Below are 19,318 nucleotides of genomic sequence, written 5' to 3'. Positions count from 1 at the left end.
GGCTTTACTCCCTTCCAGCCTGCGTGAGGGTCGTCCCTTCGATCTCGCCGATCTCGCGCAGCCTTGCGCCCAGCGTGAGTTTTTCCAGCCGGCCAATCGGTATGGCGAGGAACAGGTCGATGCGTTTTTTCATGTGGCGGAAGGCCGTCGCGAAAGCTCGCTGCTTCTCGATATCCGAGCCATCTCCGGCGGCCGGATCTTCGATGCCCCAATGCGCCGTCATCGGCTGGCCCGGCCAGACGGGGCAGGCTTCGCCCGCGGCATTGTCGCAGACAGTGAAAACGAAATCCATCCGGGGGGCGTCGGCTCCCGAGAAGACATCCCAACTCTTCGACGAAAGTCCCTGGTCCGGATAGCCGAACGCTTGCAATGTCGTCAGCGCGTAAGGGTTGACCGCGCCCTTGGGCTGGCTCCCTGCGGAGAAGGCGTTGAAGCGGCCCGCGCCGTCCCGCCGCAATATCCCCTCGCCGAGAATGGAGCGCGCGCTATTGCCCGTGCACAGGAAAAGGACGTTGTAAATTCTCTCTTTCATCGGTTTTGCTCGCAGGGGGAGATGTCGAGAACGTCCATCTGGGCGCATCCGGCGCCGCCGCAGCAGTCTTCGACGAGGAAGCGCAAAAGCGCGTCGAGCCGGGTCAGGTCCGCCCGATAGACAATGCTGCGGCCCTTGCGCGCGCTCGATACGAGCTTGGCGTGGGACAGCACGTTGAGATGCGCCGAAAGCGTGTTCTGCGGCACATTCAGGCGGCGCGCGAGCTCTCCCGCCGGGAGCCCCGTCGACTCGGCGCGGACGAGCTGCCGGAATGCGTCGAGACGCGTCTGCTGCGAGAGCGCGGCGAGACAGGCGAGAGCGGCTTCTGATTCCATATATCCAGATATATCGAAGCAACTGCGACGAGTCCATGACGCTGCGCCCGCCCGCCGCATTGCGAGTCGTCGATCTTCTGTTACCTAAAGGGTTCGGAGGATTCGCTCGCATGACCCGCCGTCCGCTCGTCGCCGGAAACTGGAAAATGAACGGACTGCTCGCGTCGCTCGCCGAAATCGCGGCGATGGGCGGGGCCTATGACGCGGCGCTGAAGGCGCTTGTGGAGCTCGCCGTCTGTCCGCCGGCGACGCTGGTCGCCATGGCCGTCGAGGTGGCGTCGCGCGCCGGCATCCGGCTCGGCGGGCAGGATTGCCACATCGACGCGAGCGGCGCCCATACGGGCGACATTTCCGCCGAGATGCTGAAGGACGCCGGCGCGGTTTATGTCATCGTCGGCCATAGCGAGCGGCGCGCCGGTCATGGCGAGACCGATGGCATTGTGCGGGCCAAGGCCGCGGCGGCGCTGCGCGCGGGGCTGACGCCGATCATCTGCGTGGGCGAGACGCGCGTCGAGCGGGAGGCGGGCGACGCGCTCGACGTGGTCGGCGCGCAAATCGACGGCTCGCTGCCAGCCGAGGCTCCCGAAACGATCGTCGTCGCCTATGAGCCGGTCTGGGCGATCGGCACGGGGCTGACGCCGACTCTCCAGGATGTCGCGCAGATGCACGCTTTCGCCCGCAAACGGATCGAGCAGAGGCTCGGAGGGGGCCGGGGCGCCGCCGTGCGCATTCTCTACGGCGGCTCTGTGAAGCCCGCGAACGCCCGCGACCTCATGAACGTCCGCAATGTGGACGGCGCGCTTGTCGGCGGGGCGAGCCTCGCCGCCAGGGACTTCATGGCCATCGCCGACGCCTATCGCTGAGGGTGGGGCAGGCGCGGAGAAGGCGAGGCTTGCCGCCTTGCGGCGCCGCCGGTATAAGCGCGGCGCTTACCTTTCCAGCACTCCAACAACACGAGGCGATGCGCTCTCATGGCGATCGAACGCACTTTTTCCATCATCAAGCCCGACGCGACCAAGCGCAACCTCACCGGCGCCGTCAATGCCATCATCGAGGGCGCTGGTCTTCGCATCGTCGCGCAGAAGCGTATCCGCATGACCCGCGAGCAGGCCGAAACCTTCTACGCGGTGCATAAGGAGCGTCCCTTCTTCGGCGAGCTCGTCGAGTTCATGATCTCCGAGCCGGTCGTGGTGCAGGTGCTGCAGGGCGAGAACGCCATCGCCCGCTATCGCGAAGTGATGGGCGCGACCAATCCCGCCAACGCCGCGCCGGGCACGATCCGCAAGGAGCATGCGCTCTCGGTGGGCGAGAACTCCGTGCATGGCTCGGACGCGCCCGAGACGGCCGCGATCGAGATCGCGCAGTTCTTCTCCGGCAACGAGATCGTGGGCTGATCGACTTAGGCCTGGATTGCTTCCCTGCGCTCGCAATGTTCGTCACTGCGGGCGCAGCCGCATTTTACGGTCAGGCCACATCCGGAAAGTATCGATTTCTCATCCTGTCGCGATAGGCGACGAGAGTGGGCGTCGAGAGCGCCACGTCGCGGGTCGGGGACTCTGTCGCCGGGTCCATGAGCAGCGTGAGCATGGCGAAGAAAGAGGCGTCGGCCGCGCAGGGGCGATCGCCGAACAGAAACGGCTTTCCGCCGATCAGCGTCGCAAGCGCCTCCACGTCCCGGCTGCCAAGGATGGCAAGCTCCGCCGCGTCGTAGCGGCCGACGCCCTGCTGCCAGAACCGCCACGACATGCCCCGCCGGATCGCCCACTTGCCCGGCGCGCGCGCCGGCGCAGGAAGCATTTTGTCGAAGACGGGGCCGAGGCCGCGTGCGAAATTCGCGTCATCGGTCCAGCGATGCAGCGCGACGATCCACATCAGGTGATCCTCGCAGAGCTTCTCGATCGCCCAGCCCTGCGCGCGTTCGAGCGGCGAGAGCCCGGCGTCGAAATCGACGCCCCGCGTCTTTTCGAGATGCAGCCGGATGAAGGTCGAATCCGCGACGATCACGCCCTCGTCGTCGATATAGGGAAGCTTGCCCTTGGGCGCCCGCCGGAACCCGGTCGTGTCCACCGTGTACTCGACGCCCGCCATCTTCAGGAGCGTCATCGCCTTGAGGACGAAGGGCGAGAGATCGGGCAGGCCGGGCGCTGCGCCGAAGCCGTAGATTTTAACCATCGGCGCGCTCGGGCGGCGCGACGAGGCGGGCGTCGCTTCCGGCCAGGGCGCCGAGCACGCGGTTGCCCTCGATGCGCACCGCGCCCGACGCGACGAGACGCAGCGCCAGCGGATAGATGACATGCTCCTGCTCGAGGACGCGCGCGCCGAGCGTCCCGGCGTCGTCGCCGTCGAGGACCGGCACGGCCGCCTGCGCGACAATGGGTCCTTCGTCCATTTCCGGCACGACGAAATGCACCGTGCAGCCGTGGATCTTCACGCCATCCGCAAGTGCGCGCTCATGGGTGTGCAGGCCACGATAGGCCGGCAGCAGGGCAGGATGGATATTGAGCATCCGCCCGCGCCACTGGCCGATGAACCAGGGCGTAAACAGGCGCATGAATCCCGCAAGGCAGATGAAGTCGATGCGATAGGTGTCGAGCACGATCTGAAGCGAGCGTTCGAACTCCTCGCGCCCGGCGTAAATCTTGTGATCCACCGCCGCCACGGCGATGCCCGCAGCCTTCGCCTTGGCGAGCCCCGGCGCATCCGGCCGGTTCGAGAGAACGAGCGCGATTTGCGCCGGAAACTCCGGCGCGCGCGCGGCCGCGATCAGCGCATCCATGTTGGAGCCGCGGCCGGAGACGAGGATGGCGGTGCGCAGGCGGGTCATGATTTCCTTCAGGGTCGCTTACAGCCCCAAGGCCCCCTTCATGATCACGCGCGCGCCCTCGCTCGCGTCGATCGCCTCGCCGATTCTCACCGGCCTCTCGCCGGAATCGCGCAGTGTCTTTTCCACTTCGTCCGCGCCGTCTCGCGACGCGAAGACCACCATGCCGACGCCGCAGTTGAAGGTGCGCAGCATCTCGCTTTCCTCGATCTCGCCCTCTTTGGCGAGCCATTTGAAAACGCGCGGAACCTCGAAGGCCGAGAGATCGAGCGAGACGCCGACGCCCTTGGGCAGGACACGGGGAAGATTTTCCGGAAAGCCGCCGCCGGTAACATGCGCCAGCGCGCGGATGTGGGGCGTGCGCTTCAGCGCGGCGAGCGCCGGCTTCACATAGATGCGCGTCGGCTCGAGCAAAGCGCGGGCGAGCGTCATTTCCGGCGCGAAAGGCGCCGTCGCATTCCAGGACAGGCCCATGTCCTTCACGACCCGGCGCACGAGCGAGAAGCCGTTGGAGTGCAGGCCGGAGGAGGGCAGGCCGATGGCGACGTCGCCCGGCAATACGGGACGCGGCAGCAGCGCCCGGCGATCGACCGCGCCGACCGCGAAGCCCGCGAGATCGTAATCGCTTCTCGCATAGAGGCCCGGCATCTCAGCCGTCTCGCCGCCGAGCAGGGCGCAGCCCGCCATGACGCAGCCGTCAGCAATGCCCTTGACGACCGCCGCGGCGACGGCGGGATCGAGCTTGCCCGTCGCGTAATAGTCGAGAAAGAACAGCGGCTCCGCGCCCTGCACCACGAGATCGTTGACGCACATGGCGACGAGGTCGACGCCGATGGTGCCATGCAGACCGGATTCGATCGCGATCTTGACCTTGGTGCCCACGCCGTCGTTGGCGGCGACCAGAAGCGGATCGGCGAAGCCGGCGGCCTTGAGGTCGAAAACGCCGCCAAATCCGCCGATCTCGCCATCGGCGCCAGCGCGTCGGGTGGCGCGCACGAAGGGCCGTATCATGTTGACGAGCCGATTGCCGGCGTCGATGTCGACGCCCGCGTCCGAATATGTGAGCCCTTTGGCTTTCTGATGCATGGCGCTGTCCCGTCGGGCCCTCCGCCCGTTTGGGGTTAATGGGCAATGCAAACCCTGCTGTCAAATGATCGGGCGATGAATTAGCCTCATGTGCGTTTGCACAAGGAATTGCTGCGCCGCCGCGCTCAACATGCCGTCCATGGAGGATCAGGACATGTCGGCACGCTCACCCATCGACGACCTCGCGGCCGCCCGCGACGCTGGCGTCATCGACGCCGAAACCTTCGAGCGCCTGACGCGCTTTCTCGCCGCCCGCCTTGCGACGGCGCCGCCGGCCGGGGCGGCGCCGCGCTATGATTTCGTTCACATGCTCTGGTACGCGGGCGCGCTCATCGTGCTCGGCGCGATGGGCATGTTCTCGACCATGGCTTTCGGACTCTGGGGCGATGGCGCGCTACTGGCCACGGCCGCCATCTACGCCGCCGTGTTTCTGGCCGCCGGCGCCGTGCTATGGCGTCGCGGCCTGCGCACGCCCGGCGGCCTGCTCGTCACCTGCGCGGTCGGCATGGCGCCGCTGGCCATTTACAGCCTGCAATCGCTCTTGGGTCACAGCCCAATCGACGCGCCCGGCGGCTATCGCGACTTCTACATCTGGATCAAGTCGAGCTGGCTGCCGATGGAGCTCGGGACGATCGCCGCCGCTTCGCTGGCGCTCATGGTCTTTCCTTTCCCCTTCCTCACCATGATCATCGCGTTCTGCCTGTGGTTCCTGTCGATGGACCTGACGCCCTGGCTCATGGGCGTCGATGACTTCACCTTCGATCAGCGCGCGACCGTCAGCATGTATTACGGGCTCGTCGTCATCGCGCTCGCCTGGCTGATCGACCTCAGGAAATGGAAGAACGGCGATTTCGCCTTCTGGCTCCACCTCGGCGGGCTCATGGCCTTCTGGGGCGGGCTGACGATGCAGCACAGCGGGAGCGAACTGGGGAAGGCGCTCTATTGCCTCGTGAACATTGGGCTCGTCTTTCTTTCGATTTTCCTGATGCGGCGCGCCTATGCCGTCTTCGGCGCCGTCGGCGTCACCATGTATCTGGGCTATCTCTCGAGCGAAGTCTTCAAGGATTCGATCCTTTTTCCCTTCGCGCTCTCGGGCGTCGGCGTGGCGCTGATCGCCTTTGGACTGGTTTTTCACAAATACGGTCCGGCGCTTGGCGTTGCCCTGAGGGAGCTTTTGCCCGAGCATTCGCAGAGGCTGCGTCCCGCCCATGCGCGGGGCGGCGACTCATAACGGGAGCGGGGAAGGCAGGGGCGGGCGTTCATACGCGCGGCGCATCAAATCATTGCGAATTGGGCGCTGAACGGCTATATACACGACATTCCCATCATGGACGGTCGAGCCTAATGGGGGCGCCGGCGCCGGCAAGGCGCGGCGCCGGACGCTCCCGCCATGCCCGCACCCAAGGAGATTCAGCAAGATGAGCAACGCCCCCTTGATGCCGAAGGCGACGGCAGTCTGGCTCGTCGAAAACACCTCCCTGACCTTCGACCAAATCGCTGAATTCTGCAAATTGCACCCTCTCGAGGTGAAGGGCATCGCCGATGGCGAGGTGGCCGCTGGCATTCGCGGTCACGATCCGATCACTTCGGGTCAGTTGACCCGCGAGGAAATCGCCCGTGGCGAACGCGACGCCAGGCATCAGCTGAGGCTTTCGGTTTCCAAGGTCGTTGTGCCGGAGGTCAAGAAGACGCGCGGTCCGCGCTATACGCCGCTCTCGCGGCGCCAGGACCGGCCGAACGCCATTCTGTGGCTCGTGCGCAACCATCCCGAGCTCAAGGACGCGCAAATTATGCGGCTCGTTGGCACCACCAAGGCGACCCTCAAGGCGATCCGCGAGCGGACGCACTGGAACTCCGCCTCGTTGACGCCGATGGACCCTGTGACGCTCGGCCTCTGCTCGCAGATCGATCTCGACTTCGAGGTCAACCGCGCCGCCAAGGACCGTCCGGCGGTCGTCGAGGATCACGGCCAGACTCTGGTGCCCGCCACAGTCACCACCAGCCTGCGCGAGCCGACCACGACCGAGGATGTCTTCGGCAAGCCGACAAAGCCGGCCGTTCCGGCGGAGGACGAGGACAATTTCGACGCCGAGCGCGTTTTCGGCCGACTCAAGGACGTCGATTTCGGCGAATAGCGGGGAAGGACGGCGGAAGGCGGCGGCAGACAAGCGGAAATTTGCATATATCCTGCAAGCGACGGCCCGCGCGCCTGCGCTTTTGGAGTCTCCCTTGATGCCAGCATCCGCCTACGACCGCGACCTCGACCGCAATGCGGCCAATTTCCAGCCTTTGACGCCGCTGACTTTTCTGGCGCGGGCGGCGGCGGTCTTTCCCGACCGGATCGCAATCGTCCACGGCGGCCTGCGGCGCACCTACCGTGACTTCTATGCGCGCAGCCGGCGCCTCGCCAGCGCGCTGGAGAAGGGCGGAATCGGGCGGGGCGACACGGTCTGCGTGATGCTCGCCAACACGCCCGCGATGCTCGAATGCCATTACGGCGTCCCCATGGTCGGGGCCGTGCTGAACACGCTCAATACCCGCCTCGATGCGCCGATCCTCGCCTTCACCCTGGATCACGCGGAAGCCAGGGCGCTGATCGTCGACCGGGAATTCTCGGGATTGATGCGCGAGGCGCTGGCGCTCACGAAGACGAAACCGCTCATCATCGACTACGACGACCCCGAATATGCGGGGCCTGGCGAGAGGCTCGGCTCGATCGACTACGAGGATTTCATCCTGGGCGGCGACCCCGCCTATGCTTGGCGTCCGCCGTGCGACGAGTGGGACGCGATCTCCCTGAATTACACCTCGGGCACGACGGGCGATCCTAAAGGCGTCGTCTATCACCATCGCGGGGCCTATCTGCTTGCGCTCGGCAATATTCTCACCGGAGACATGGGCCGCCACCCGGTCTATCTCTGGACCTTGCCGATGTTCCATTGCAACGGCTGGTGTTTCACCTGGTCCCTGTCGGTCGCCGCGGGCACGCATGTCTGCCTGCGGCAAGTGCGCCCGGGCCAAATGTACGAGCTCATGTCCGAGCATGGCGTCACGCATCTGTGCGGCGCGCCCATCGTCATGTCCACGCTGCTCGGCGCCACCGAGGCCGAGAAGAAGCCGTTGAAGCAGACCGTGCGGTTCTTCACGGCCGCCGCGCCGCCGCCGCAGGCGGTTCTCGCTGCGATGAAGGCGGCGGGTTTCGAGGTCACCCATCTTTACGGCCTGACCGAAACCTACGGTCCCGCGGCCGTGAACGAATGGCAGTCGCATTGGGACGATCTCGACGACGTGGCGCAGGCGCAGATGAAGGCCCGGCAGGGCGTTCGTTACAATGTGCTCGAAGACCTCGACGTCATCGATCCGGAAACGATGCAGCCCGTGCCCCGCGACGGCGCCACCATGGGCGAGGTGATGTTTCGCGGCAACATCGTCATGAAGGGCTACCTGAAGAACAAGGCCGCTTCGGAGAAAGCCTTCGACGGCGGCTGGTTCCACTCCGGCGATCTCGGCGTGATGCATCCCGACGGCTACATCCAGCTCAAGGACCGGTCAAAGGACGTCATCATTTCAGGCGGCGAGAACATCTCTTCGATCGAAGTGGAAGATATTCTCTTCAAGCATCCGAAGGTGAGTTCGGCCGCGGTGGTCGCCGCGCCGGACGACAAATGGGGCGAGACTCCTTGCGCCTTCGTCGAACTGAGGGAAGGGGAGAGCGCCACGGCGGAGGAGATCATCGCCTGGTCGCGCACGCATCTGGCCCATTTCAAATGCCCGCGCCATGTCGTCTTCGGGCCTCTGCCGAAGACCTCCACCGGCAAGATACAGAAATATGTTCTGCGGAATCGCGCGCGCGAGATGTGGCCCGGCGGCCTTTCGACGGCCAGCCTGTAATGATCGAAACACGCGCTTTCCTGACCGGAAAGCGCGCTTCAATGAAAAACAGCTCATCTGGAAAGTGTTTTTTGAAACAGCACAGCCAGCAACCGCGGTCGCGATTGCTGGCTGGTGTCGACTGACGTTACGCTGGCGGCCAGACCAGCGCTGCGCCAAATACGTCGATTAGAAGAACAGGCCGAGGCAGCCGCCCGCGAGCGCGCCGACGACGCCAGCCGCGATCGTGTTCGGCAGGCCGCCGAGAGCAGCAGCCGCGAGGCCGCCAAGGAGAACGGCGCCGACGCCGGCGAAGATATAGGTGTTGGTCGTGACTTCGAGTTCTTTATCAGCCATGATCTTCACTCCTCTTTCGTTCCCAGAGCCGCGCCTTGCTTTTTGTTTTTCTGGCGCTTTGCCCCCCACCTTTTGGCGGACGCGTCATTTCGACGCAGGGGAAAGGTATCATATGTTTTGCCCCTGTCCAGCCATGGCCGAATTTTTCCGCGACAACATGTCGCACGCTATAACTCTATGAAAAACATGGCGTTATTGTCGCGATGAGCCGGGGTTTCGTCTGTCGGGGCAAAATATTTTTTGATTCCGCACCGCACAACATTCCCCGGCGCGGACGCCTGAAAAGGGGCTGGCAAGGGGAAAGGCTTCGGAGTCGTCTTCCTTCACGTCGGGCGCTATAGGGTCGGGGGCATGACAAGGATCAACGACATCGCCACTCCGCCCTCCGTCCGTGATTCGAAGCGGGGCGTCGGCGCAACGCTTGCGCCGCTGCGCCCGCTTTTGCCCTACGCCCTGCGCTACAAGCGCACGATCGCGCTGGCCTTCACGGCGCTGATTGTCGCGGCGGGAGCGACGCTGACGCTGCCCGCCGCCGTGCGCGGCATGATCGACCATGGATTTTCGGCTGACAGCGCGGGGGCGGTGAACGCCTATTTCGGCGCGATGATCGCGGTCGCCGCGACTCTCGCTCTGGCGTCCGCCACCCGCTATTACTTTGTCATGACGCTCGGCGAGCGCGTGGTCGCCGATCTGCGCGCCGATCTCTTCAGGCACCTCACCGCGCTGGACGCCGCCTTTTTCGACACGGCCAAGACCGGCGAATTGCTGTCGCGTCTCACCGCCGACACGACGCTTCTCAAATCCGCCTTTGGCTCCTCGGCTTCCGTCGCGCTGCGCAACATCTTCATGTTCGTCGGCGCGGTGGTGATGATGTTCGCGACGAGCCCGAAGCTCGCGGGGCTCGCGCTTGCGGCGATTCCGGTCATCGTGCTGCCGCTGATCGCCTCGGGGCGCAGCGTGCGCGGCCGCTCGAAACATGCGCAGGACATGCTCGCCCAGGCGGCCGCCTATGCGGGCGAGAATCTCTCCGCCGTGCGCGCCATGCAGGCCAATGGCGCGCAGGCGTCGACCGTCGCGCGCTTCCGCCGCGCGGTCGAGACGGCTTACGACGCCGCGCAGGCGGCGACGCTGATGCGCGCCTTCGTGACGGCGGGCGTGATTCTCGTCGTCTTCACCAGCATCGTCGCCGTGCTCTGGCTCGGGGCGCAGGACGTGCTCACGGGGCGGATGAGCGCCGGCGTCCTCTCCCAGTTCGTGCTCTACGCCGTGCTCGGGGCGAGTTCGCTCGGCGAGCTTTCGTCGGTCTGGAGCGAGGTCGTCGCCGCCGCCGGGGCCGCGTCGCGCATCGCGGAAATCCTTGCCGTGAAGCCGCGGATCGTCGCGCCGCCGCATCCCACGAAGCCGCCCGCGCGCTGGCGGGGACGCATCGCCTTCGACCATGTCGTCTTCGCCTATCCGACCGCGCCCGATCGCGCGGCGCTCGACGGTCTGTCGCTCGTCGTCGAGCCCGGCGAGCGAATCGCGCTGGTCGGCCCGTCCGGCGCCGGCAAGTCGACGCTCTTTTCGCTGCTGCTGCGCTTCTACGACGTGGATAGCGGCGCGATTTCCCTCGACGGCGTCGATGTGCGCGCGCTCGATCCGCTCGATCTGCGCGCGGCCATCGCGCTGGCGCCGCAGGACCCGGTGATCTTCGGCCTGAGCGTCGCGGAGAACATCGCCTATGGGCGGGAGAGCGCGACGCGGGAGGCGATCGTCGCGGCGGCGAAGCGGGCGCAGGCGCATGAGTTCATCGAGACCTTGCCGCAGGGCTACGACACGCTGCTCGGCGAGCGCGGGGTCACGCTGTCGGGCGGCCAGCGCCAGCGCCTCGCCATCGCGCGCGCCATCCTCGCCGACGCGCCGGTTCTGCTGCTCGACGAAGCGACCTCCGCGCTCGACGCCGAGAACGAGGCCGCCGTGCAGGCGGCGCTTCACGACGTGATGGCGGGACGCACCAGCATCGTCATCGCCCATCGCCTCGCCACCGTGCTCGAGGCCGACCGCATCCTCGTGCTCGACGAGGGCGGCATCGTGGAGGAGGGCACGCATGCGAGCCTCTCCGCCGCCGGCGGCCTCTATGCGCGGCTCGCGAGGCTCCAGTTCGACACGGAGCGGGCAGGGGCGGCGGCGTCCTGAGCGGGCGGCGCCGTAATCGCGGCGCGGCCCCCACCCTTTATCCCTCCCCGCGAGGGGGAGGGAGGTCAATCGCGCCCGAGCGCGTCGATCTGGCTCGAGCCAACGCCCATCGTCCCGCCGCCGGTTTCGACGCGGGCTGTTCAGGTCGCCGGGACGCCCCGGCCCCGTTCGGCCGGTAGCGTGAAAGAAATGCGCGTCGGAACCAGAGCGTCCCGGCTGCGGCTATTCTTCGCGACGCACCTTTCCGGCCGGGATTTGCGCCATCCTGTGGCGTTTCCCCCTATCCGGCGCTCCGCCTGACGGCGGCGCTTCTTTCGCGCCCCGTCCGATGACGAAGCGCGCGCGTCGCAAGGGCCTCCCATGCGCCGCCGCCAATCGCGGGCGCTGTCCCTTTCGGTACTGGCGCCCCGTTTCGCGACCGGCTCATTACGCCCAGCTTTGAGCCTCCGCACGATGGAGAAGCCCAGCTGGCGACGCCGGGGCCCGCACGGAACGAGGGTCGCCGTCCCGCACTTGACCGACCCCGCCGGCGCCGCCGACCCGACGACGCCCCTGCAAGTTGGCGAGGCGGGACCAAGGTAGGAGAGGCTTTGGGGGGTGGGGAAAAGATTTTTGGATTTTTTTTTGCCGGAAACCCTCCCCGTAAAGGGGAGGAATTGACGCGGCGAGGCTGCGCGCGTCATGCCGCGCTTACGCGATCACAGCGTCGATCTGCTCATAGAGGCCGGTCCTGCCCGCTTCGATCACCGTCATGAGAAACAGTCCCTTGCCGCCGCTCTTTGCCTGCCAAAGGTCGCCGACGCTGCTTTTTTCCTTGCTGTCGTCATTCGTCGCATAGACCTCGCCCTTGTGTTCGACGAGGAGCAGCCGGCCGTCGTCGAGTTGCGCGACGAAATCGGGATAGAACCTGTTGCGCGCCAGCGGCAGCCAGAACCCGCGCCGGTCCAGATTGCGCACCCAGTGCCGCACCTTCGGATGCATGTCGAGCGCCTTCGCGCACTCGAACTCCTCGCCCTTGTTCTTCAATTCGCCGACGAGCGGATAAAAATGCTTCTGGAAGAGGTAAGGCCGGCCCTCATAGGTCCAATGCGGCGCATAGCCGTCGGGCGTGAAATCGAAGGCGTAATCGAATGTCGCCTCGACGGCGGCCTGCGTGCCAAAAAGCAGCCGCTGATAATTTGATCGCCCGGCCGCGTCGCGATGCGTCGCGATCTTCTGGCCCAGTATTCTTGCAAGGATATATTTCCAGCGTGCGAGCACGGGCAAGGGAGTCGCCCGCCGCTCCATCAGATCCGCCACCGCGCGGCGCACGAACTCCAGCATCACCGGCTGAACGACATCCTGCTGGCGAAGCTTCTTCTCCAGCCATTGCACAAGCTGGCCCTGAGTCCATCCCGTATCAACGAAGTCGAGGTTTTGCTGTTCAGCGAAAGCGACCGTCTTGTGCGTCAGATGGCCGTCTCGAAGATCTACCTCCCATTGCGCGCCGCTTTCGGTAAGATTGAACTCCTGCGGCGAAACCGCCGAAGAATAATCCGTCAGCGTCCAGCTGCTGGCGTCGAGAAAACTCTCCGGCTCCGCAAGCTCCTTCTCTCCCTGAAAGATGAAAGCGAGTTGCGGGAGACGAAAGATTTCGCCGCGCGCGGCCGGGGTCATGCGCGCCCGCCACTGGCTGTTGTGCCGGCGCGTCTCGCGCTCGACCGTCGCGCGCGCCTCGGGCGAGCGGATCGCCGCCGTGATCCGGTCGCGGGTTTCGTCGGAAATCGCGCGCAGCAGCACGAGCCGCGCGCCGGTCGCGGTCTTCTCCACCTTGACCGCCTCGCGGTCCTCGGGCGTCAGGTCGAAAACGGCCGGGCTTTCGTTCACTTCCAGAACTGTCGAAGGCGGCGGCGCGCCGAAGAGGCCGCCAGTCGCGCCGCCGGCAAGATCGAGCGGCGGCTGCGACTCGATGAAGCTTTCGGCCTCCGCCTGCTCGAAGCCCATGTCCACGAGCCGGTCATGCAGCTCGTTCACGGCGTTGGGCCAGGAGGCGCGCGAGACATGCGCATAGGCGCGATTGAGGTCGGGCTCGATGCGCCGCTTCGCATAGGGCATCCTCAGCACGCGACCGAGAAGCTGCTCGACCGAGGTGCGCGATTCGACCTTCGCCACGGAGCAGAAGACATAGGCGAAGGAGCAGTCCCATCCCTCCTTCAGCGCCTCGACCGTCACGACATAATCGATCGGACACTCACGCGCGAAGAGATCGACCTTGTCGAGTTCCCGCTGATCGCCAGTTGCGACGGCGATTTTTTCGCGCGGGATGTTCTCCTGCTCGACAAGATGCGCGACCAGAATGTCCTTGGTGACGTCCTGCCCCTTGTCCTCGGCCTGAAACAGAACGATCGGGCGGATATGATCGGCGTCCTTTTCCGCGAGCGCGTGGAGCCGCTTGCGCTCGCGGATGGCGTTGGCGACGGCGTCCTCCCAGCTCTTGTGTTCGGTCAGGCGGATCGGGAGTTTGATCATCTCCTCCGCCTTCAGCTCCGTCGCCGAGACATTGTGGAGAATGTTGCTGTCGGCTGCGGGCGTCGCCGTGAATTCGACGACACAGCCGGCATTGATCCGCTGCAACACCTCGACGCTGAGCTTCGACTTGTTGTTGTGCGCCTCGTCCACGAGGACGAGCGGGCGGTTCAGCGCCAGAAGATTGCGGAAGGAGAATTTTATTTGTCCCTTGTCCTCGCCCTCCTCGATGCGCTCCAGTCCCGGCGTCGTGTCGGGAACGGCCGAAAAATGCGGTTCGAGATTTTCGTTGTGCGCATAGACCTTGCGGCCTTCCGTGTTGCTGACCCGCAGCGTCTGCGTCGTGCCGACGAAAATGCAGGCGTAAGCTTTGAGATCGGCTGGGGTGAGCAACGCGAAATCCGCAATGTCGAAGACGCGGAAGCGCCCGCCGAAGGCGTCGTTCAGCGCCTCGTAATTGGCGTGGCCGGGTTTTTTCAGCGTCTCCAGCGTCTGGGCGCGGATGGTGTTGGTCGGCGTCAGCCACAGGACGAGCGGAAACGCGCGTTCGAGCCATTCATCGGCGGCGATCTCCACCGCATGGGCCGAGAGCAGCGTCTTGCCGCCGCCAGTCGGCAGGCGCAGGCAGACATAAGGAACCGTCTCCAGCCCCGCGAGCGGCTGATAGGGGCGTGGCGTCCGCACGCCCGGCTTCTCGGTCTGGTCGAAGGCCGGGCCGGCGCCGACGATGCGGGCGCGCGCGAGATAGGCGCGCAGAACGTCGAGGCTCTGGCGCTGGTAGTTCTTGAGGGAGAAGGCGCTCATCGCGCGGTCACGTCGTAGGGGGTCTGCTTGAAGGCGACGCCGAGCTGCTTCAGCCGCGCCGGGCCGATGCGGCAGGCCTCGCCGTAAATGACTTTTGGCCCGTCATGGGCGGGAAGCTCTTTCAGCACCGGGCCGGTCAGCACATTGCCGCCGTCGGGGCGTTTGTCGCCGAGCACGCCATTGTAGAGGAGATAATAGGCGACGCCCTTGTGGCGGCCGAGCAGGGGGCCGCGCTTCTTGCCGTGAAGCGCCGTGCGGGTTTCGCAGAACCAGACATGGGCGGCGAGCTGGGCGAAGCGGATGTCGGGATTGATGCGGCCTTCGGCGTCGAAGATCGGCGGGCCGAGACGATAAAAGCGAAAGCCGCCGCCGCCCTGCCAGCCGACGGCCTGCGATATGCCGCCCTGTTCGCCCTCGATGACTTTTTGCAGGCGCGGCGCGCAATGGGTGACGGCATGCGCGCCCATTTCGATGCCGATATAGCGGCGGCCCATCTTGTGGGCGACGGCGGCAGTGGTGCCGGAGCCGAGGAAGGAGTCGAGGACGAGGTCGCCGGGGTTGGTGGCGATGTGGAGGATGCGCTCGATCAGGCGTTCGGGTTTGGGGGTGCTGAAAGGGTCTGCGTTGTTAAAAACTAAACATTCCCGCTTGGCGTCTTGGTTGTGGCCCACGTCTGCATAAAGCCAGATCGTCTCGGGCACTCGTCCATCGTAACGAAGCTCTGTCAGAAATCTTTTGAAGCGCGGAACCTTGTTTTGGCCATTCGCTCCCCAGTAAACCTGATTATTCTGCACATTTTTTTCATGAGCTTCACGATTATAACGCCAAACTCCCGTTTTTTTTGGCCATACTTCGTCGCCCGTGGGCGTTTTTATTGCAAGTGTAATTATCTGACATCCACGGACCGCGTGGATCTTCGTCCGGGTTCTTGTAACCTTTGTTCGATCCCTCTGTTCTAGAAAGTTTGTTCGGCCGCCATGATATTTTGTTATTTGCATACAACATCAGATGGTCGTGGTTGTCGCTCAGCCAAATTGCGTCGTTCGCAATCGTGTACTTCTTCTGCCAAACGCAATTCGCCACAAAATTCTTCCGCCCGAAAATCTCGTCCATCATCACCTTGAGATAATGGGCCTCATTGTCGTCGATCGTCACCCAGATGCTGCCGTCCTCGGCCAGCAACTCGCGCAGCAGCACGAGGCGCGGATACATCATCGCCAGCCATTGGCTGTGCTCCAGATTGTCGTCGTAATGTTCGAAGGCGCTCTTTGTGTTGTAGGGCGGGTCGATGAAGACGCATTTCACCTGGCCGGCGTAATAGGGCAGGAGCGCCTTCAGCGCGTCGAGATTGTCGCCCTGCACGAGCATGTTGGGCGTTTCGGGGTCCCCGGCCGAGAGTGAATCGTCCGCCGTCAGCAGCCGGTAGGGGGCGCCCTCCGCCGCGACCACATGTTTCTCCTTGTGCAGCCAGTGCAGCAGCGGCACGCGCGTTTCCCCTCTTGCGGCCATGCAGCAGCCGGAGGCGAAATTGGACCGATTCTATTGTCAAGCTCAAGGTGTTTGTCGACACGGCTCCCACCCTTCATCCCTCCCCGCGAGGGGGAGGGAGATCGATCGCGCCCGAGAGCGTCAGCTGGCCTGTTATTCCGGATGACGCCGCTTTTTCCCTCCCTCCGCGAAGCGGCGGGGAGGGGCAGGGGTGGGGGGCGCTGCGATTTTTGACGATCTCGCGCGCCCGGCGCCGGACGCGCGGCCATTTGCCTTTACGCGGAATGATGCTATGAGCACCCGCCAACCCCGAACGGCGGCGCGCCAGCGTCCGCCGTTGTTCCGCTTACACCCAGGAGTTGGCCCATGGCCCATTTGCCCGCCGCGTTGACCGAAGCCCTCACTTTCGACGACGTGTTGCTGCGGCCCGGCCATTCCCGCGTGATGCCCTCCGGCGTGGACATCTCCACCCGCCTCACCCGCGAGATCACGCTCAATCTGCCGATCGTCTCCGCCGCCATGGATACGGTGACGGAAGCGCGCCTCGCCATCGCCATGGCGCAGGCGGGCGGCATCGGGGTGATCCACCAGAATCTCTCGCCCAGCGATCAGGCCGCCGAGGTGCGCAAGGTCAAGCGCTACGAAAGCGGCATGGTGGTCGATCCGATCACCATCTTCCCCGACGCGACACTCGCCGACGCGCTGCATCTGATGGCGGCCAACGGCATTTCCGGCATTCCCGTCGTCGAGCGCTCGGCTACCGGCGGCAAGGGCAAGCTCGTCGGCATTCTCACCAATCGCGACGTGCGCTTCGCCCAGGACAGGCGCGAGCCCATCGCCGAGCTGATGACCAAGAAGCTCGTGACCATCCGCGAGGGCGTGGGGCAGGAGGAGGCCCGCCGCCTGCTGCACGAGCATCGCATCGAGAAGCTGCTCGTCGTCGATGAGGAATACCGCTGCGTCGGCCTCGTGACGGTAAAGGACATCGAGAAGGCGACGCAGCACCCGAACGCCTGCAAGGACCCGGAGGGCCGCCTGCGCGTCGCCGCCGCCTCGACCGTGGGCGACCACGGCTTCGACCGCGCGCTCCAGCTCATCGACGCGGGCGTGGACTGCATCGTCATCGACACGGCGCACGGCCATTCTCAGGCGGTGATCGACCAGGTGGCGCGCGTGAAGCGCGAGACCAACAAGGTGCAGATCATCGCCGGCAACATCGCCACCGCCGAGGCCGCCAAGGCGCTGATCGACGCGGGCGCCGACGCGATCAAGGTCGGCATCGGGCCGGGCTCCATCTGCACGACGCGCATCGTCGCCGGCGTCGGCGTGCCGCAGCTCACCGCGATCATGGAGGCCTCGGCCGAGGCCCGCAAGGCCGACGTGCCGGTGATCGGCGACGGCGGCGTGAAATATTCGGGCGATCTCGCCAAGGCCGTCGCGGCCGGCGCGGAAGTCGTGATGATCGGCTCGCTCTTCGCGGGCACGGAGGAAGCGCCCGGCGACGTGTTCCTCTATCAGGGCCGCTCCTTCAAGGCCTATCGCGGCATGGGCTCGGTCGGCGCCATGACGGCGGGCTCCGCCACGCGCTACTTCCAGGGCGACGTGAAGGATCAGCTCAAGCTCGTGCCCGAGGGCATCGAGGGGCAGGTGCCCTATCGCGGCCCCATCGCGCCCATCCTCTACCAGCTTGCGGGTGGCCTGCGCGCCGCCATGGGCTATGTCGGCGCGCCCACGATCCGCGAGTTCCAGGACCGCGCGCAATTCGTGCGCATCACCAACGCCGGCCTGCGCGAGAGCCATGTGCACGACGTGGCGATCACCCGCGAGAGCCCGAATTATCCGACCGGCGTGTGAGCCTCCCGCGCATCGAGGCCAGCGGGCGCGCCCGCGAGCCTAGCGCGAGAGCGCGAGCGTGCCGCCCACCGCTTTCTTGAACAATTCCGCCACCTTTTGCTCGATCTCCGGACCGTCTTGCGCCTCGAAGTAGTACCCCGTCGAGGCGCAGCTTTCGAGGTTGGGCTGCACCTGGCCGATGATGGGCTTCACCAGATCATTATAGGCTTGATCGTGTGCGGTTCTCTGATCGATCGGGAAATAGGTCGTGTAGATGACGCCGACAGTGACGCCCTTGTTCTTCAAGGCGGCGCACCAGGAGTCGTCGAAAGCCGAGACGGCGTGACCCCAAGGGACGGTTGCGTTGTAAACGTCTCTCACCCCGTCGGTCATGATGAAGACGAAGTTCTGCGGATTGGCGGCGCTCTTACCGTCTCCGGACGCGGGCACGATATTTGTGAGAGACGCCAGCGGGGCGGCAAGATCCGAATCGCCCGGCCCGCCCGGGTCTGAAGGCCCGAGGTCGATCTTGCCTGCCGCTGTCGCCAAAGCGTTCGTGTAATCGGACGACAGGGACGCGAGCCGGGTGAGATCATCGAATTGCATCGTATAAATCGCAAACTTGATGTTCTTGTCGGTCGCAATGCTATTGGCGGAGGCGATCATGTTCTGCGTGGCTTTTTTGACCACGTCGATCCTCAGCGTTACGTTTTTGAGGCGCGCCAGTTGGGAATACGCCATCTCGTCTCCTTCCCGGGCGGTGTGGCATCCGAAGATGCAACTATCCGGCGTTAGGGACGCGAGTTTGTCCATGTCGGTTTCGGTGGCGCCGATGCCCATGGATTGGGAGATGTCGATCGCGACATAAACGTTTCTGTATCTCGGAAGCGTGATGGACGCCTTGACGCTTCCAGAGAGGTCGATGTCCGGGAATCCAAGGATTTTGGTGAAATAGGTCGGCGACGAGCCTGAATAATACGCCGTGGACGTCACGGTGAGGTTGCTCACGGTCGTGGCGATGGAGACGCTGGCGCCCGCGATGACCTGGGTTGCGTTGGTGCTGAACAGTAACTGGCCTTTTGCGTTCGCCTTGGCTTTCGCCGCCAGGACCGCCGCCGTGTCCGTCGCGTCGTCGGGAGCCTCGTCCACATAGGCTCTGGCGGCCGCCAGGACCGCCGCATCGGCGGCCGACCGCAGGCCTGCTCTCACGCGCGCGGTGGCCGAGTAGTCGATCGCCGCGCCGACCATGCCGAGCATCGGCAACAGGCTAAGTCCGAAAATGACGCCCACGACGCCGCGGTTGTCCCTTTTGAAGGACAGGAGCCGTTTCGAGAGCGCCGACATTCACTTCCCCCCTGTTCGAACCTGTAGCGTCGCAATTATGTCGGGCATTCTTTAAGCGGGCGTTTCCGCGCGCAATTGCACGCGGGCGGCCCGTTGCGATCAGCAGCGCGCGGGAGCCTCGCGGCCTCGGGCGAGGGCTTCCGCCCGGTGAGGGGTTGTGGTAGCGCA

Annotated in this window: 17 protein-coding genes; 7 read left to right on the top strand and 10 right to left on the bottom strand. The window is 65.1% G+C overall.

The window, feature by feature from the left end; translation table 11 throughout:
• Positions 1 to 4 precede the first annotated feature (4 nt).
• Together WOC76_RS12130 and WOC76_RS12125 are read right to left on the bottom strand one after the other, a co-directional pair.
• Positions 5 to 532, bottom strand: a complete 528-nt coding sequence (locus WOC76_RS12130; RefSeq protein WP_341106596.1) for an arsenate reductase ArsC — start codon at positions 530 to 532, stop codon at positions 5 to 7.
• Positions 529 to 867, bottom strand: coding sequence for an ArsR/SmtB family transcription factor (locus tag WOC76_RS12125; protein WP_341106597.1), 339 nt, complete (start codon positions 865 to 867; stop codon positions 529 to 531). The genes WOC76_RS12130 and WOC76_RS12125 overlap by 4 nt, the downstream gene beginning before the upstream one ends.
• Before the next feature lie 110 nt (positions 868 to 977).
• Here WOC76_RS12125 and tpiA point away from each other — a divergent pair, with 110 nt between their 5' ends.
• Entirely contained in the window at positions 978 to 1,730 is a 753-nt protein-coding gene (gene tpiA / locus WOC76_RS12120) for a triose-phosphate isomerase (RefSeq protein ID WP_341106599.1), read from the top strand.
• A 108-nt stretch (positions 1,731 to 1,838) separates the two neighbouring features.
• Positions 1,839 to 2,261 (top strand): nucleoside-diphosphate kinase, encoded by a 423-nt coding sequence (ndk, locus tag WOC76_RS12115; RefSeq protein WP_341106602.1) that lies wholly within the window; start codon positions 1,839 to 1,841, stop codon positions 2,259 to 2,261.
• A 70-nt stretch (positions 2,262 to 2,331) separates the two neighbouring features.
• Here the strand turns inward: ndk and WOC76_RS12110 are convergent, their stop codons facing one another.
• From WOC76_RS12110 to purM, 3 genes are read right to left on the bottom strand one after another with little or no spacing between them, the layout of a single operon-like run.
• A complete protein-coding gene (locus tag WOC76_RS12110; protein WP_341106604.1) occupies positions 2,332 to 3,039 on the bottom strand; it encodes a glutathione S-transferase family protein in 708 nt (235 codons plus the stop codon).
• Positions 3,032 to 3,691, bottom strand: a complete 660-nt coding sequence (gene purN / locus WOC76_RS12105) for a phosphoribosylglycinamide formyltransferase (protein ID WP_341106605.1) — start codon at positions 3,689 to 3,691, stop codon at positions 3,032 to 3,034. The genes WOC76_RS12110 and purN overlap by 8 nt, the downstream gene beginning before the upstream one ends.
• An 18-nt stretch (positions 3,692 to 3,709) precedes the next feature.
• Positions 3,710 to 4,774, bottom strand: coding sequence for a phosphoribosylformylglycinamidine cyclo-ligase (gene purM / locus WOC76_RS12100; RefSeq protein WP_341106606.1), 1,065 nt, complete (start codon positions 4,772 to 4,774; stop codon positions 3,710 to 3,712).
• Between the two features lie 154 nt (positions 4,775 to 4,928).
• On the opposite strand from purM, the gene WOC76_RS12095 reads away from it, so the two are divergent.
• From WOC76_RS12095 to WOC76_RS12085, 3 genes are all read left to right on the top strand, one after another.
• Positions 4,929 to 6,005 carry a hypothetical protein gene (locus tag WOC76_RS12095; RefSeq protein WP_341106607.1) on the top strand — a complete coding sequence of 359 codons (1,077 nt, stop codon included), beginning with the start codon at positions 4,929 to 4,931 and terminating at the stop codon, positions 6,003 to 6,005.
• Between the two features lie 187 nt (positions 6,006 to 6,192).
• Positions 6,193 to 6,909: a DUF1013 domain-containing protein gene (locus WOC76_RS12090; protein WP_341106608.1), complete on the top strand. Its 717-nt coding sequence runs from the start codon at positions 6,193 to 6,195 to the stop codon at positions 6,907 to 6,909.
• Positions 6,910 to 7,006: 97 nt separating this feature from the next.
• Positions 7,007 to 8,665 (top strand): acyl-CoA synthetase, encoded by a 1,659-nt coding sequence (locus WOC76_RS12085; RefSeq protein WP_341431427.1) that lies wholly within the window; start codon positions 7,007 to 7,009, stop codon positions 8,663 to 8,665.
• A gap of 168 nt (positions 8,666 to 8,833) precedes the next feature.
• Here WOC76_RS12085 and WOC76_RS12080 read toward each other — a convergent pair whose 3' ends face one another.
• Positions 8,834 to 9,001, bottom strand: coding sequence for a hypothetical protein (locus WOC76_RS12080; protein WP_341106612.1), 168 nt, complete (start codon positions 8,999 to 9,001; stop codon positions 8,834 to 8,836).
• Between the two features lie 351 nt (positions 9,002 to 9,352).
• Here WOC76_RS12080 and WOC76_RS12075 point away from each other — a divergent pair, with 351 nt between their 5' ends.
• Positions 9,353 to 11,176, top strand: coding sequence for an ABC transporter transmembrane domain-containing protein (locus WOC76_RS12075; protein WP_341106613.1), 1,824 nt, complete (start codon positions 9,353 to 9,355; stop codon positions 11,174 to 11,176).
• 690 nt (positions 11,177 to 11,866) lie between these two features.
• Here the strand turns inward: WOC76_RS12075 and WOC76_RS12070 are convergent.
• The 3 genes from WOC76_RS12070 to WOC76_RS12060 are packed head-to-tail and all read right to left on the bottom strand — an operon-like array spanning position 11,867 to position 15,970.
• A complete protein-coding gene (locus WOC76_RS12070) occupies positions 11,867 to 14,485 on the bottom strand; it encodes a DEAD/DEAH box helicase (RefSeq protein ID WP_341106615.1) in 2,619 nt (872 codons plus the stop codon).
• Positions 14,482 to 15,279: a site-specific DNA-methyltransferase gene (locus WOC76_RS12065; RefSeq protein WP_341106617.1), complete on the bottom strand. Its 798-nt coding sequence runs from the start codon at positions 15,277 to 15,279 to the stop codon at positions 14,482 to 14,484. The genes WOC76_RS12070 and WOC76_RS12065 overlap by 4 nt, the downstream gene beginning before the upstream one ends.
• 22 nt (positions 15,280 to 15,301) lie before the next feature.
• Positions 15,302 to 15,970 (bottom strand): site-specific DNA-methyltransferase, encoded by a 669-nt coding sequence (locus WOC76_RS12060; protein WP_341431426.1) that lies wholly within the window; start codon positions 15,968 to 15,970, stop codon positions 15,302 to 15,304.
• A 369-nt stretch (positions 15,971 to 16,339) separates the two neighbouring features.
• On the opposite strand from WOC76_RS12060, the gene guaB reads away from it, so the two are divergent.
• Positions 16,340 to 17,827: an IMP dehydrogenase gene (gene guaB, locus WOC76_RS12055; protein WP_341106619.1), complete on the top strand. Its 1,488-nt coding sequence runs from the start codon at positions 16,340 to 16,342 to the stop codon at positions 17,825 to 17,827.
• A gap of 39 nt (positions 17,828 to 17,866) precedes the next feature.
• Here guaB and WOC76_RS12050 read toward each other — a convergent pair whose 3' ends face one another.
• Positions 17,867 to 19,150 carry a TadE/TadG family type IV pilus assembly protein gene (locus WOC76_RS12050; RefSeq protein ID WP_341106620.1) on the bottom strand — a complete coding sequence of 428 codons (1,284 nt, stop codon included), beginning with the start codon at positions 19,148 to 19,150 and terminating at the stop codon, positions 17,867 to 17,869.
• Between the last annotated feature and the right edge of the window lie 168 nt (positions 19,151 to 19,318).

The organism is Methylocystis sp. IM3 (assembly GCF_038070105.1).
Lineage (GTDB): Bacteria > Pseudomonadota > Alphaproteobacteria > Rhizobiales > Beijerinckiaceae > Methylocystis.
The sequence above is the reverse complement of the archived record's forward strand: the minus strand, read 5'-3'. Positions and strand labels throughout refer to the sequence as shown.

Excerpts from the sequence above, each read along its gene's own strand:
- WOC76_RS12130 (WP_341106596.1), bottom strand. The coding sequence starts at position 532 with ATGAAAGAGAGAATTTACAACGTCCTTTTCCTGTGCACGGGCAATAGC.
- WOC76_RS12125 (WP_341106597.1), bottom strand. The coding sequence starts at position 867 with ATGGAATCAGAAGCCGCTCTCGCCTGTCTCGCCGCGCTCTCGCAGCAG.
- tpiA (WP_341106599.1), top strand. The coding sequence starts at position 978 with ATGACCCGCCGTCCGCTCGTCGCCGGAAACTGGAAAATGAACGGACTG.
- ndk (WP_341106602.1), top strand. The coding sequence starts at position 1,839 with ATGGCGATCGAACGCACTTTTTCCATCATCAAGCCCGACGCGACCAAG.
- WOC76_RS12110 (WP_341106604.1), bottom strand. The coding sequence starts at position 3,039 with ATGGTTAAAATCTACGGCTTCGGCGCAGCGCCCGGCCTGCCCGATCTC.
- purN (WP_341106605.1), bottom strand. The coding sequence starts at position 3,691 with ATGACCCGCCTGCGCACCGCCATCCTCGTCTCCGGCCGCGGCTCCAAC.
- purM (WP_341106606.1), bottom strand. The coding sequence starts at position 4,774 with ATGCATCAGAAAGCCAAAGGGCTCACATATTCGGACGCGGGCGTCGAC.
- WOC76_RS12095 (WP_341106607.1), top strand. The coding sequence starts at position 4,929 with ATGTCGGCACGCTCACCCATCGACGACCTCGCGGCCGCCCGCGACGCT.
- WOC76_RS12090 (WP_341106608.1), top strand. The coding sequence starts at position 6,193 with ATGAGCAACGCCCCCTTGATGCCGAAGGCGACGGCAGTCTGGCTCGTC.
- WOC76_RS12085 (WP_341431427.1), top strand. The coding sequence starts at position 7,007 with ATGCCAGCATCCGCCTACGACCGCGACCTCGACCGCAATGCGGCCAAT.
- WOC76_RS12080 (WP_341106612.1), bottom strand. The coding sequence starts at position 9,001 with ATGGCTGATAAAGAACTCGAAGTCACGACCAACACCTATATCTTCGCC.
- WOC76_RS12075 (WP_341106613.1), top strand. The coding sequence starts at position 9,353 with ATGACAAGGATCAACGACATCGCCACTCCGCCCTCCGTCCGTGATTCG.
- WOC76_RS12070 (WP_341106615.1), bottom strand. The coding sequence starts at position 14,485 with ATGAGCGCCTTCTCCCTCAAGAACTACCAGCGCCAGAGCCTCGACGTT.
- guaB (WP_341106619.1), top strand. The coding sequence starts at position 16,340 with ATGGCCCATTTGCCCGCCGCGTTGACCGAAGCCCTCACTTTCGACGAC.
- WOC76_RS12050 (WP_341106620.1), bottom strand. The coding sequence starts at position 19,150 with ATGTCGGCGCTCTCGAAACGGCTCCTGTCCTTCAAAAGGGACAACCGC.